This window comes from Streptomyces sp. A 4/2 (assembly GCF_940670765.1).
In the GTDB taxonomy this organism is placed as follows: domain Bacteria; phylum Actinomycetota; class Actinomycetes; order Streptomycetales; family Streptomycetaceae; genus Streptomyces.
In genome coordinates this window covers 119,990-133,158 of the sequence record NZ_CALNVW010000049.1, presented here as the reverse complement: position 1 = coordinate 133,158, position 13,169 = coordinate 119,990, and the positions used below count along the sequence as shown (strand labels likewise).

General features: G+C 69.6%; 11 protein-coding genes and 1 pseudogene. 10 read left to right on the top strand and 2 right to left on the bottom strand.

Annotation, left to right across the window (positions count from 1 at the left end):
- Positions 1 to 201: 201 nt before the first annotated feature.
- On the bottom strand, positions 202 to 1,047 hold the full coding sequence (locus NBY69_RS32425; protein WP_250305525.1) for an HAD family phosphatase: 846 nt from the start codon (positions 1,045 to 1,047) through the stop codon (positions 202 to 204).
- Between the two features lie 499 nt (positions 1,048 to 1,546).
- Here NBY69_RS32425 and ssd point away from each other — a divergent pair, with 499 nt between their 5' ends.
- From ssd to NBY69_RS37740, 7 genes and pseudogenes are all read left to right on the top strand, one after another.
- Complete coding sequence (gene ssd / locus NBY69_RS32420; protein WP_250305524.1) at positions 1,547 to 2,650, top strand: septum site-determining protein Ssd; 1,104 nt, start codon at positions 1,547 to 1,549, stop codon at positions 2,648 to 2,650.
- Positions 2,647 to 3,837: a TadA family conjugal transfer-associated ATPase gene (locus NBY69_RS32415; RefSeq protein WP_250305523.1), complete on the top strand. Its 1,191-nt coding sequence runs from the start codon at positions 2,647 to 2,649 to the stop codon at positions 3,835 to 3,837. The genes ssd and NBY69_RS32415 overlap by 4 nt, the downstream gene beginning before the upstream one ends.
- On the top strand, positions 3,834 to 4,682 hold the full coding sequence (locus tag NBY69_RS32410; RefSeq protein ID WP_374211362.1) for a type II secretion system F family protein: 849 nt from the start codon (positions 3,834 to 3,836) through the stop codon (positions 4,680 to 4,682). Before NBY69_RS32415 ends, NBY69_RS32410 begins: the two co-directional genes overlap by 4 nt.
- The gene (locus NBY69_RS32405) at positions 4,679 to 5,482 is read left to right on the top strand and encodes a type II secretion system F family protein (protein WP_250305522.1); all 804 of its coding nucleotides are present in this window, start codon (positions 4,679 to 4,681) and stop codon (positions 5,480 to 5,482) included. The genes NBY69_RS32410 and NBY69_RS32405 overlap by 4 nt, the downstream gene beginning before the upstream one ends.
- 240 nt (positions 5,483 to 5,722) lie before the next feature.
- Positions 5,723 to 5,893 (top strand): DUF4244 domain-containing protein, encoded by a 171-nt coding sequence (locus NBY69_RS32400; protein ID WP_250305596.1) that lies wholly within the window; start codon positions 5,723 to 5,725, stop codon positions 5,891 to 5,893.
- Positions 5,880 to 6,479 (top strand): TadE family type IV pilus minor pilin, encoded by a 600-nt coding sequence (locus tag NBY69_RS37455; protein ID WP_284349922.1) that lies wholly within the window; start codon positions 5,880 to 5,882, stop codon positions 6,477 to 6,479. The genes NBY69_RS32400 and NBY69_RS37455 overlap by 14 nt, the downstream gene beginning before the upstream one ends.
- Before the next feature lie 56 nt (positions 6,480 to 6,535).
- Positions 6,536 to 6,757: pseudogene (locus tag NBY69_RS37740) on the top strand (Rv3654c family TadE-like protein); the annotation flags it as partial.
- 194 nt (positions 6,758 to 6,951) lie between these two features.
- Here the strand turns inward: NBY69_RS37740 and NBY69_RS32385 are convergent.
- Complete coding sequence (locus NBY69_RS32385) at positions 6,952 to 9,429, bottom strand: DEAD/DEAH box helicase (RefSeq protein WP_250305521.1); 2,478 nt, start codon at positions 9,427 to 9,429, stop codon at positions 6,952 to 6,954.
- A gap of 80 nt (positions 9,430 to 9,509) precedes the next feature.
- Between NBY69_RS32385 and NBY69_RS32380 the strand changes: the two genes are divergently transcribed.
- The 3 genes from NBY69_RS32380 to NBY69_RS32370 all read left to right on the top strand — a co-directional run bounded on the left by NBY69_RS32380 (position 9,510) and on the right by NBY69_RS32370 (position 13,084).
- Positions 9,510 to 9,863 (top strand): STAS domain-containing protein, encoded by a 354-nt coding sequence (locus NBY69_RS32380; protein ID WP_003967428.1) that lies wholly within the window; start codon positions 9,510 to 9,512, stop codon positions 9,861 to 9,863.
- 84 nt (positions 9,864 to 9,947) lie between these two features.
- Positions 9,948 to 10,406 carry an ATP-binding protein gene (locus tag NBY69_RS32375; protein ID WP_250305520.1) on the top strand — a complete coding sequence of 153 codons (459 nt, stop codon included), beginning with the start codon at positions 9,948 to 9,950 and terminating at the stop codon, positions 10,404 to 10,406.
- Between the two features lie 275 nt (positions 10,407 to 10,681).
- Complete coding sequence (locus NBY69_RS32370; protein ID WP_250305519.1) at positions 10,682 to 13,084, top strand: sodium-translocating pyrophosphatase; 2,403 nt, start codon at positions 10,682 to 10,684, stop codon at positions 13,082 to 13,084.
- The last annotated feature ends 85 nt before the right edge of the window (positions 13,085 to 13,169 follow it).

The window sequence follows — 13,169 nt, the reverse complement described above, 5'->3', positions numbered from 1 at the left end:
GGCCCGTTGCCTGGTGCGGCTGGCCCGTAATCGACGGGTCGACGTCGCGTGGGTGCTCAGCTTCCATGCTCGGTCCGTGGGGCCTGCATGCGGTTTCAGGTGATCCTCTCGGATGTCCTTGGTCTCGCGGGCCGTTGACTCCTTTGTACTCCTGTCGTGGGGTGAGCGGAAGTCCCTATCTCAGTTCTTTACTTTTTCTGATCAAACCGGGGCAAAGGGGTCGCCTCGACGACCGGCCCGGCTGCCCCTGTTGACGTACCAGACCAGACCGGCCGTGGCCGCCGCCGCTCCGACCGCGGCAGCCGCGACCAGGGCGGGCCTGGGGGGCATCCGCAGTGCGGGCAGTCGCTGCTTCAGCCGGACCGGCCGATTGAAGACGAGAACCGGCCACTCCCGTGCGACCGCCTCGCGACGAAGCGCCCGGTCCGGATTGACCGCATAAGGGTGGCCGACCGATTCGAGCATCGGCACATCGGTCGCTGAATCGCTGTACGCGTAACAGCGCGCCAGGTCGTACCCCTCGGAAGCCGCCAGTTCCTTGACGGCCTCGGCCTTGGTGGGCCCGTACGCGTAGTACTCCACCTCTCCGGTGAAGCAGCCGTCCGCGCCGACGACCATGCGAGTGGCGACCACCCGGTCGGCGCCGAGAAGCTCGCCGATCGGCTCGACGACCTCTGCTCCGGAGGTGGAGACGATCACTACGTCGCGGCCTGCGGTGTGGTGTTCCTCGATGAGGGATGCGGCTTCGTCGTAAATGATCGGGTCGATCAGATCGTGCAGGGTCTCGGCGACGATCTCCCTTACCTGCTGGACGTTCCAGCCCTTGCAGAGCGCGGAGAGGTACTCGCGCATCCGCTCCATCTGGTCATGATCGGCACCGCCTGCGAGGAAGACGAACTGGGCATATGCGGTACGCAGCACGGCGCGGCGGTTGATCAGGCCGCCTTGATAGAACGACTTGCTGAAGGTCAGCGTCGATGACTTGGCGATGACTGTCTTGTCGAGGTCAAAGAAGGCAGCGGTACGAGGCGAGGAGTGGTTTTCCACAACTCAGAGCATAGGTGCCCGCCATTCGGCTTACGCGGCGGCGCGTGGGTTTGCCTGAGAAGGCTCTCGGGTACACCATGGAAGTCACGGATCGTTCGCGACCGTGTTATCCCCGTCCGGCTCCTCCCCCCCCGAGTCGGACGTGGGGACGACCCCAGCTCTCCCCCCCGGCTGGGGTCGTCGCATGTCCGGACACGTTTTCGGTTGAGCCCTCCGGCTCCCCAGCTGTTCGGTGTTCATCTCCGGCCCTCTCCCTTGCTCGGCTGCAACGGCCTTGCACCAGAGATACGCGTCACGCTGTGTAGTGGTTGCACTCCTCTCCGGAAGTCACCGATAAGAGTGGCGGAGATATTCACAACCGGTGAGTTGCCCACAGTTTTGAAGCAAGATCCACTCAATTTCCCGGATCCCTGCACGGTGATTCCCAACGCGAAGTCGGCGGCTTGTCCGATGCGGCTTCGCGGCTCGTAGGAATCACTCTGAGAGGGGGCGGAAGAACGTGGCTGGATCCAGCACACCCGACCGGCTGCCGGTCGCCGGGCAGCGACGGGGCGGACCGCTGATTGTCACCGAGGACGCGGCGCTGCTCGACGATCTGCTGCGGCTGTGCGCTGCGGCGGGGGCCGAGCCGGAGGTTCATCACGGCGTGCCCGACCGCAAGGGCAGCTGGGAGAGTGCACCACTGATCCTCGTCGGGGACGATGCGGCGGCCCGTGTCCGGGGGAGCGCCAGGAGGGCGGGCGTGTACCTCGTCGGGAAGGACCAGGACGATCCTGCCGTCTGGCAGCGTGCCGTCGAGATCGGCGCCGACCATGTACTGCGCCTGCCCGACGCCGAGGGCTGGCTCGTCGAGCGCATTGCCGATGTGTCCGAAGGGGTCGGACAGCAGGCGCTGACCGTCGGGGTGATCGGTGGGCGGGGCGGGGCCGGGGCATCGACCCTGGCATGTGCGCTGGCGCTCACCGCGGCCCGGAGCGGACAGCGCACCGTGCTCATCGACGGCGACCCACTGGGCGGTGGGCTCGATGTGTTGCTCGGTGGCGAGCACACGGCGGGCAGACGGTGGCCGGATTTCGCCCGTTCGAAAGGGCGGGTCGGAGGGAGCGCACTGGAGGAATCCCTTCCGGAACTGCATGGGCTGAAGGTCCTCAGCTGGGACAGGTCCGATGCGGTGGTGATCGCGCCCGAGGCGATGCGGGCCGTGCTGGCTGCAGCGCGCCGGGGAGGAGGCGTAGTCGTCGTCGATCTGCCCCGGCGGGTGGACGAGGGGGCTGCCGAGGCCCTGGCCCAGCTCGATCTCGGGCTGCTGGTGGTGCCGGGGGAGCTCCGGGCCGTCGCGGCGGCGGCGAGAGTGGCCTCGATGGCGGGCATGGTTCTCCAGGATCTGCGAGCGGTGGTGCGGGGGCCGTACGCATCCGGTCTGGACGGCGAATGGGTGGCTCGGGCACTGGATCTCCCCCTCGTGGGTGAACTGCCCGTGGAGGAAGGGCTGCTCGAAGCACAGACCGGCGGCACGCCGCCGGGCAGCCGGACGCGGGGGCCGCTGGCCAAGTTCTGTACCGCGTTCTGGGAGCAGGCGCTGGCCGGGGGAGGTGTCTCATGAACGCGCTGGCTACTTCCGGCGGAACGCAGTTCGCGGGAGGCTCCCCGCCCCTCCTCGACGCCGTGCGGCAGCGGCTCGCGGAGAGCGGCGCGGAACCGACCCCCGCTCGGGTGGCAGCGGCGCTGCGCGCCCAGGGGCGCCTGCTCGGAGACACCGAAGTGCTGGGGGCGGCGGAGGAGTTGCGCTCGGAGCTGGTGGGTTCGGGGCGGCTGGAGGCTCTGCTCGCCGATCCCGCGGTGACCGATGTGCTGGTGGCCGCTCCTGACCGGGTGTGGGTGGACCGTGGATGCGGACTCGAACTGACAGATGTCGTCTTCCCCGACACCGCCGCGGTGCGCAGGCTGGCGCAACGGCTCGCGGCGGTGGCAGGACGGCGGCTCGACGACGCCCGGCCATGGGTGGACGCGCGATTGCCTGACGGGACACGGATGCATGCGGTGCTGGAGCCGGTGGCCGTCGGATCGACCTGCCTCTCGCTGCGGGTGGTGCGGCCGAAGGCCTTCGCACTGGAGGAACTGGTGGCGGCGGGCACGGTCCCGCCGGGCGGCGACCAGGTGCTGCGGGCGCTGATCGACGCCCGGCTGTCCTTTCTGGTCAGCGGTGGGACCGGGACGGGAAAGACGACGCTTCTGTCGTCCCTACTGGGGTTGGTGGGGCCTGCTGAGCGGATTGTGCTGGCCGAGGACTCCTCGGAACTGCGGCCCGAACATCCGCACGTGGTGCGGTTGGAGTCCCGGCCGCCGAACCAGGAGGGTGCGGGCCGGGTGACTCTGCAGGACCTGGTGCGCCAGGCCCTGCGGATGCGTCCCGACCGGCTGGTGGTGGGTGAGGTGCGAGGGGCGGAGGTCACTGAACTGCTGGCCGCGCTGAACACCGGACACGAAGGTGGCTGCGGGACGGTTCATGCCAATGCCGCCGTGGATGTACCGGCGCGTCTTGAGGCTCTGGGGACGGCCGCGGGGCTCGACCGGGCAGCACTGCACAGCCAGTTGGCTGCTGCGCTGGCAGTGGTGGTGCATCTTGTCCGGGACCGGGGCGGGCGGCGCAGAGTCGCCGAGATGCATGTGCTGGAGCGGGACCCGGCAGGTCTGGTGGTGACCGTGCCCGCGCTGCGCTGGGGCATGGAGGGCTTTACCCAAGGGCCGGGCTGGGCCCGGCTGCGGTCGATGATCGGGGGTGGGCCGTGAGTTCCCCGGCCTCCCTGGCGGTGCTCTTCACATGCGCCGCACTGTGGCTGCTGCTGGCGGCACAGGAGCGCGGGCTGCGCAGGGGACGGCTGCTTTTTGCGGGCAGTGCAGAGGCGCGCGCACCGCTGTGGGCAGGCTCGCTGTGGAGAAGGATGCGCGGTCGGCTGAGGCGCGAGTGGCTCTGTCTGCCGGTGGCCGGGGTGATCGCCGTCCTGGGCAGTTCGGTGCTGCCGCTCCTGGCGGGGGTCCTGGCGATCCCGCTGCTGGGACGGCGATTGCGGGCCGCAGCACAGGCACGGGAGCGGTTGCGGCGGACCGATGCGGTGATTGCGATGTGCGGGTCTGTCGCCGGTGAGCTGAGGGCTGGGAGGCAGCCGGGGGAGGCGCTACTGGCTGCCGGCCGGGGGGCGGGGGCTCTGGGCGGGGCAGAGGCCGCGGTGCTGGCGGCAGCGAGGTTCGGCGGCGATGTGCCCGAAGCGTTACGCCGGGCGGCGCGGGAGCCCGGAGCCGGCGGCTTGGTCGGAGTGGCGGCTTGCTGGCGGGTGTCGGTGGACGGAGGCGCGGGGCTGGCGACCGGACTCGACGGCCTGGAAGGGGCGCTGCGAGCCGAACGGGACCAACGGGCCGACCTGCGGGCCGAGCTGGCCGGTGCGCGCTCGACGGTGCTGGTCCTCGCGCTGCTCCCGATCGGCGGCCTGCTCCTTGGAACCGCGCTCGGAGCCGACCCACTGTGGACTTTGCTGCACACCCCCGCAGGGCTCTGCTGTCTGCTGGCGGGCGGAGTGCTGGAAGGCGCGGGAATCTTCTGGGCCGGGCGGATCGTGCGGGCCGGGGAGGACGAATGACCGGCGGTGCGGCGACAGGTTCCGCCCTGGCCGCCGATGTTGTCCACAGCCTGGGGGTGGCGCTGTGTGCGGTGGCAGCTGTCCGGCTTGCCTTTGTCTGCGTCGAGCGGAGACATGAACGCCGGTCGCGCCGACGGGCAGCCGCGCTGCTGCCCGTGGAGTCAGGTCCACCGCGGAAACGGCCGGAGTACGGGGCGTGGGCCGGCCGCTGGGGCGGACCGCTGGGTGCGGTTGCCGTCGGGTGCGTACTGGTCGGCGGATGGACAGGCTTCGGGATCGGTCTTGCTGCGGGGTACGGGGTGCGGCGCTGGCAGCAAAGTCGGACACCGTCCGGGCCCGACGACGCCCTGGTGAAGGCGGTGACACGGGAACTGCCGCTTGCCGCAGAGTTGCTGACGGCATGCATCGCGTCCGGTGCGGGGCCTCGGGAGGCTGCGGAGGCCGTCGGGGAATCCCTGGGGGGCCCGGTCGGTGATGCATTGGCCCGGACAGCGGCAGAACTGCGACTCGGTGGCGAACCGGCCGCGGCCTGGGGGCGGTTCGGCTCGATACCGGGAGCAGCCGGTCTGGCCCGCTGTCTGGAGCGGGCCGCGTCGACCGGCGCCCCGGCCGCCGATCCGGTGGCCCGGCTCGCGGCGGGGCTCCGGGCCCAACGGGCCAGAGCCGCCAAGGACCGGGCGGGACGCGCCGGGGTACTGATCACCGGACCGGTGGGTCTCTGCTTCCTGCCCGCGTTTCTGGCAGTCGGAGTGGTGCCGGTGGTGATCGGACTGGCGAACCACCTGCTCATGGCGAACTGACCGATGCCAGGCGAGCCGGCCGAAGCCAGGAGCCCGAGGTCACGAGCCATGAGCCATGAGCCGAGGTCACGAGCCATGAGCCATGAGCCAACGAATGGTGCGCGTCGTGCGAGCGACACGAGCGCGCAAACAACGCGAACGAACACGGGGGTTGAGATGTGGAATGTACAGATCTTGCGGAACACGCTGAGTGCGCCGGGCGTGCTGCAGGTACGGAACTGGACGCGGGCACGGGTGCGCATGCTGAGGTGTGGGGCAGGCAGGGACGCAGGGATGTCCACGTCCGAGTACGCGGTGGGAACGATCGCGGCGTGTGCGTTCGCAGCCGTGCTCTACAAGGTGGTCACCAGTGGGCCGGTCGCCGCCGCACTGCAATCGGTGGTCGAGAAGGCGCTCAATGCGAAGTTCTGAGGCCGACAGGGGGTCGGTGTCGGCCGAGGCGGCCATGGTGATTCCGGCCCTGGTGCTCTTCACGATGGCGTTGGTCTGGGCCCTGACAGCGGCATCCGCGCAGATTCGGTGTGTGGACGCGGCGAGAGCGGGCGCACGTGCCGCCGCCAGGTCGGAGCCACAGACTGTCGCGCTTGCCGTGGCACGGTCGGCAGCCCCGCGCGGAGCGCGCATCACGCTGGGACGGTCGGGGGAGCTGTGGCAGGTCCGGGTGAGAGCTCCGATGCCGGGGCCGGATGCGCTCGCACTGACGCTGGAGGCGGACGCTGCGGCGCTTGCCGAGGACGAGGTGGGGGCAACCGGCGACGGCGGGGCGAAGGACAGCGGCGGGACGAAGCGCGAGGGAGGCACACCAGGGGTCAGGGACAGCGCGGGCAAACCCGGAGACGAGGGAGGCGAACCGGACAGCAAGGCGAATCCGTCGGAGCAGAGCGCGCGGGCCCGGGTACGGCCGCAGCGCACGCCGTGGGCCCCGGAGCAGGCTGGGGCGGGGCCTCCGGCCGTGCTGTGGGCGCGAACGTACTCCGGAGCGGGGGTGAGGAGGTGAGGCGGCTGTGCAGGGGCCCGTGCGGCGATCAGGGCTTCGCGACGGTGTGGGCGGCCATGGCGACGGCTTCGATGTGCGTGGTGTTCGCCGCTCTGCTCGCGATGGGACAGGCCGTGGCTGCCCGTCACCGGGCAGGTGGTGCAGCGGATTTGGCCGCCCTGGCCGCTGCCGACCGGGCACTGCTCGGCCAGGCCTCCGCCTGCGGCGCGGCGGTGAAGGTGGCCGCGGCGCAGGGGGCCCGCGTGGTGCGCTGTGCGGTGAACGGCGAGATCGCCGATGTGACGGCGCAGGCGCGCTTCGGTCTGTACACGCCGGAGATCAGGGCACGGGCCGGCCCGCCGGATGCGGCGGACGGAGGGGCACCGGAGGCTCCGGAGGGGCCTCCGGGTCCGGACGGCCGGGTGGACCCGGGCGCCGAAGCAGGGCCCGTGCGGGAAGCAGCCCCCGCCTCCGGCGTATTCACCCGTTCGGTCTATTGGGCGGCAGATTCCCCGGCCTGTTCGCCAGGGGCGTCCCGGAGGAGTTCCGCGAGCAGGCGTACGGCGCCCCGCTTGTGCAACGGGTCGTTGCCGTTGCCGCACTTGGGGGACTGGATGCAGGAGGGGCAGCCCGCGTCGCACTCGCAGGAGGCGATGGCCTCGCGGGTCGCTGTGAGCCACTCACGGGCCGTGTGGAAGGCCCGTTCGGCGAAGCCCGCCCCGCCGGGGTGGCCGTCGTACACGAAAACCGTGGGCAACAGGGTGTCCGGGTGCAGCGGAATGGAGACGCCGCCGATGTCCCAGCGGTCGCAGGTGGCGAAGAGAGGCAGCATTCCGATGGAGGCGTGCTCGGCGGCGTGCAGGGCTCCGGCCAGCTGTTCCGGGTTGACGCGTGCGGCATCGAGCTGGTCCTCGGTGACCGTCCACCACACCGCTCGGGTGCGCAGAGTGCGCGGTGGCAGATCGAGCTTCGACTCGCCGAGCACCTCACCGGTGATGAGTCTGCGGCGCAGGAAGGAGACGACCTGGTTGGTGACCTCGACGGAGCCGTAACAGAGCCGCCCGGAACCCCACGGGATTTCGGTGTCGGTCTCCAGGACGGAGATCGCGGTCGTGTCCCGTGCGGTGGTCGAGTACGGCGGACTGGCCTCCTCGACGAGGGCGGCCGAATCCTCCAGGTCCAGGTGCTTCACCAGATAGGTGCGTCCCTGGTGGAGGTGGACAGCGCCGTCGTGGACGGCGGTGTGGGCAGCCGCTTCGTCGACCGTGCCGAGCAGCCGCCCGGTCCCCGCCTCGACGATCTGCACGGGACTGCCGCCTTCGCCCCGGATATCGGTGAGTTCGGCGGCCCGCTCCCGCCGGGTCCAGTACCAGGACTTTCCCCGCCGGCGCAGGAGCTTCGCGGTCTCCAGCTGCGGCATGAGCCCGGCGGTCGCCGGTCCGAAGAGTTCCAGATCGGATTCTGTGAGCGGCAGTTCCGCCGCTGCCGCGCACAGATGAGGGGCGAGGACGTACGGGTTGTCGGGGTCCAGGACGGTGGTCTCCACAGGCTGTTTGAACAGCGCGTCAGGGTGGTGCACCAGGTAGGTGTCCAGTGGGTCGTCACGGGCCACCAGAACGGCGAGTGCGCCTCTTCCCGAGCGTCCCGCGCGGCCTGCCTGCTGCCAGAGCGATGCCCGGGTGCCCGGATAGCCGGCGATGACGACGGCATCGAGACCGGAGACGTCGATGCCGAGCTCCAGGGCCGTGGTGGCTGCGAGGCCGAGGAGCTCGCCGGAGTGCAGGGCGGCTTCGAGGGCGCGACGCTCCTCGGGGAGGTAGCCGCCCCGGTAGGCGGCGACCCGGCCGGCGAGCGAGCGGTCGATCCCGGCGAGGCGTTCCTGGGCGATGAGGGCGATGAGTTCGGCGCCGCGCCGGGAGCGTACGAAGGCTACCGAGCGCACGCCCTGCACGGTCAGGTCGGTCAGGAGGTCGGCGGTTTCGGCGGTGGCGGTACGGCGTACGGGTGCGCCCTGTTCGCCGTGCAACTCGGTGAGTGGAGGTTCCCAGAGGGCGAAGACCAGTTCGCCGCGCGGAGAGGCGTCGTCGGCCACCTCGTGGACCGGCAGGCCGGTGAGGCGGCCCGCGGCCACGGCGGGCTCGGCGGCGGTGGCCGAGGCGAGCAGGAAGACGGGATCGGCGCCGTAGCGGGCGCAGAGGCGGCGCAGCCGGCGGACCACCTGGGCGACGTGCGAACCGAAGACGCCCCGGTAGGTGTGGCACTCGTCGATGACCACGAAGCGCAGGGCGCGCAGGAAGGAGGCCCAGCGCGGATGGGAGGGCAGGATTCCGCGGTGCAGCATGTCCGGATTGGTGAGGACGTAGTTGGCGAACTGACGTACCCATTCGCGTTCTTCGACGGGCGTGTCCCCGTCGTACACGGCGGGTCTGATGCCGTGGCCGAGCGGTGCCGCGAGCTCCTTGAAAGCGCGCCGCTGGTCGGCCGCGAGGGCCTTCGTGGGGGCGAGGTAGAGCGCGGTCGCGCCGCGGCCGTTGGGGGCCTCCGAGCCGTCGAGGAGGGTGGAGAGCACCGGCGCGAGATAGGCAAGCGATTTGCCCGAAGCAGTACCCGTGGCGATGATCACAGACTCGCCGTCGAGTGCGTGTTCGGCCGCGACGGCCTGATGGGCCCACGGGTGTTCGATGCCACGCGCCTGAATGGCGGCGATCACTTCCGGTCGGATGCGATCGGGCCAGACGGCATGACGTCCCGCACGCGGGGGCAAGTGCTCCGTATGAGTGATGCGCGAAGCCCGGCTCTGCCCTGCGGAGAGACGGTCGAGGACCTCCCGGGGATCGGGTCGTACACCCGTGTCCCCGGTGGGTCGCCTGGAGCGGTGATTCTTGGCCATCGGCACCGAGTGTGTCACTGGCATGACGGACAATGGGCTCAAGGCGTCGTGCATGGCTGCTGGTAAGTGATTGAATGCCATCGCGGCTGGCGATCCGTTCCCTGGCTCCGCCGGGGAGACCACAGGGTGCGGCCGCTCGATAGCAAGGTGCTGGAGGATCCGTGGACCTGTCCCTGTCGACTCGCAATGTGTCCGGGCCTGGTGGCGACCGTACGGTCGTCGAGGTCGGTGGCGAGATTGATGTATATACCGCGCCCAAGCTGCGCGAGCAGTTGGTCGAGTTGGTGAACGACGGCAGTTATCACCTGGTCGTCGACATGGAGGGCGTGGACTTCCTCGACTCCACCGGACTCGGCGTGCTCGTCGGCGGCCTGAAGCGCGTGCGTGCCCATGAGGGCTCGCTGCGCCTGGTCTGCAACCAGGAGCGCATTCTCAAGATCTTCCGTATCACCGGTCTGACCAAGGTGTTTCCCATTCACACCACGGTCGACGAAGCCGTCGCGGCAACCGACTGACGGCGCCGGAGGAAGAACGCAGGGGTACCGGGCTCCCAGCCCGGTATCCCGGAGAAGCACGCCCGTACCTCTGAGGGGGATCGCATGGCCACCGTTGAACTCCGTTTCAGCGCCCAGCCCGAACATGTCAGAACGGCCCGCCTGGTGGCAGCCGCCGTGGCACGCAGGGCCGGGGTCGATGAGGCCGTGCTGGACGAAGTGCGGCTCGCGGTCGGCGAGGCGTGCTCCCGTGCGGTGGGTATGCACCGCGGAAATGGCATCGACGCCCCGATCCGGGTCGTACTGACCGAGGAGGAGAAGTCGTTCTCCATCGAGGTCGGGGACGAGGTGCCGACAGCGGGTGGTGCCTCCGCGGGTTCCGGGGCGCGCGACGCTTCGGCGGGGGGCGCCGACCCGTCCTTCGACGTGTCCACGGACGGTGAGGACGAGATGGGCCTCGCGGTCATCAGTGGTCTCGTCGACGACGTGGAAGTGACCACGGGCGAGTCCGGAGGAGTCATCCGGATGACCTGGCCGACGGCCTCGGCGACGGAGGAGGCGTGATCAGGAATTCCTGAAACGCGTGGGCGTTTCTTGATCTCCCTCTCCGTTTTTCTTGATCCCCTTTATCCGTCCTGATGATTTAACGGCCCTGCTGAGCAGGGCCTTTTTCTTTTCTCGCGATCGTTTGAATCGTCGATCAATGCTTCTGCGCCATTACTGACGCTGATCGGGTTTATTCAGGCGAAGGTCAATTCGGTTTGCCGCGCCCTTTTTTGATCAGGATCCTCTCCTTAGAATCCGTCCACATCTTGAGCTCTGAGCATCAAGGAGGACGAATGGCGGGGTTCTTCGACCCACAGCAGTCCGAACACACCACCTCACTCGCAGCCGCGGCACTCACCGACGGCAACCGGATCATCGTGATCGTCATCGCCGTGGTGGCGCTGGCGGCCCTGCTCGTCGCCCAGCTGCTGGTACGTCAGGTACTGGCCGCCGGTGAGGGCACCGACTCCATGAAGCAGATCGCGGCAGCCGTGCAGGAAGGCGCGAATGCCTATCTCGGAAGGCAGTTGCGCACTCTCGGCACCTTCGCCGTCGTCGTGTTCTTCCTGCTCTTCCTGCTTCCCGCCGACAACTGGTCGCAGCGCGCGGGACGTTCCGCATTCTTCCTGGTCGGTGCGCTTTTCTCGGCGACCACCGGATACATCGGGATGCGTCTTGCCGTACGGGCGAATGTGCGGGTCGCGGCAGCCGCACGAGAAGCGACTCCGGCAGAGGGTGAGGAAGAAAAGGATCTCACCACTGTCTCGCACAAGGCAATGAAGATCGCTTTCCGGACGGGCGGCGTCGTGGGCATGTTCACGGTGGGCCTCGGCCTGCTCGGTGCCTCCTGCGTCGTCCTCGTCTACGCCGCCGACGCCCCGAAAGTGCTGGAGGGTTTCGGCCTGGGAGCCGCGCTGATCGCCATGTTCATGCGCGTCGGCGGCGGCATCTTCACCAAGGCCGCCGATGTCGGAGCCGACCTGGTCGGCAAGGTCGAGCAGGGCATTCCGGAGGACGACCCGCGCAACGCCGCGACCATCGCCGACAACGTGGGCGACAACGTCGGCGACTGCGCGGGCATGGCGGCCGACCTCTTCGAGTCCTACGCCGTGACACTCGTCGCCGCACTCATCCTCGGCAAGGCCGCCTTCGGGAATTTCGGCCTCGCCTTCCCTCTGATCGTTCCGGCGATCGGCGTGGTCACCGCGATGATCGGCATCTTCGCGGTCGCCCCGCGGCGCGCTGACCGCAGCGGGATGTCGGCCATCAACCGCGGGTTCTTCATCTCCGCGGTGATCTCCCTGATCCTGGTGGCCGTCGCGGTGTACGTCTATCTGCCCTCGTCCTACGGGGACCTGGACGGGGTCACCGACACCACCATCAGCGGGCACAGCGGTGACCCGAGGGTCCTGGCGCTGGTCGCGGTCGCCATCGGCATCGTCATGGCCGCGCTCATCCAGCAACTGACCGGGTACTTCACCGAGACCAGCCGCCGCCCGGTCCGGGACATCGGCAAGTCCTCGCTGACCGGAGCCGCGACCGTCGTTCTGGCCGGTATCTCCATCGGGCTGGAATCCGCCGTCTACACCGCGCTGCTCATCGGACTCGGCGTCTACGGGGCGTTCCTGCTGGGCGGTACGTCGATCATGCTCGCCCTCTTCGCGGTGGCCCTCGCGGGCACCGGGCTGCTCACCACCGTCGGTGTGATCGTCGCCATGGACACCTTCGGGCCGGTGTCCGACAACGCTCAGGGCATCGCCGAGATGTCCGGTGACGTCGAAGGCGCGGGCGCCCAGGTGCTCACCGACCTGGACGCGGTGGGCAACACCACCAAGGCCATCACCAAGGGCATCGCCATCGCCACGGCGGTGCTCGCGGCCTCGGCCCTCTTCGGTTCGTACCGCGACGCGATCGCCACCGCCGTCGACGACGTCCATGCCAGGGCGGGCGAACTGGGTCTGAACATGGACATCTCGCAGCCCAACAATCTGGTGGGCCTGATGTTCGGCGCGGCGGTCGTCTTCCTCTTCTCCGGGCTGGCGATCAACGCGGTCTCGCGCTCGGCCGGAGCCGTGGTCTACGAGGTGCGGCGGCAGTTCCGCGAGCACCCCGGGATCATGGACCACACGGAGATGCCGGAGTACGGCCGGGTGGTCGACATCTGCACCAAGGACGCGCTGCGCGAGCTGACCACGCCCGGTCTGCTGGCCGTGATGGCGCCCATCGCGGTGGGCTTCACGCTCGGCGTGGGCGCACTCGGCTCGTTCCTCGCGGGGGCGATCGGGGCGGGCACCCTGATGGCCGTCTTCCTGGCCAACTCGGGGGGCGCGTGGGACAACGCGAAGAAACTCGTCGAGGACGGCCACCACGGAGGAAAGGGCAGCGATGCCCATGCCGCGACGGTCATCGGGGACACGGTCGGTGACCCGTTCAAGGACACCGCGGGCCCGGCGATCAACCCGCTGCTCAAGGTGATGAACCTGGTGGCGCTGCTGATCGCGCCCGCGGTGGTGAAGTTCAGCTACGGCGACCACGCGAGTGCCGGGGTGCGTGCCGTGGTGGCGACGATCGCGATCCTGGTGATCGTCGGCGCGGTGTACGTGTCCAAACGGCGCGGCATCGCGGTGGGCGAGGACGGCGAGGCAGGTGAGTCCACGGGCGCCGGTGAGCAGGCCGGCCCGGCAGTGGTCACCTGACACCATTCGCTGAGAAGCCGTCAGGGAGGGTGCGGGCGACGCGGGCTGACGCGCCGTCCGCCCCTCTGCCCTCTCGGGCTGTGCT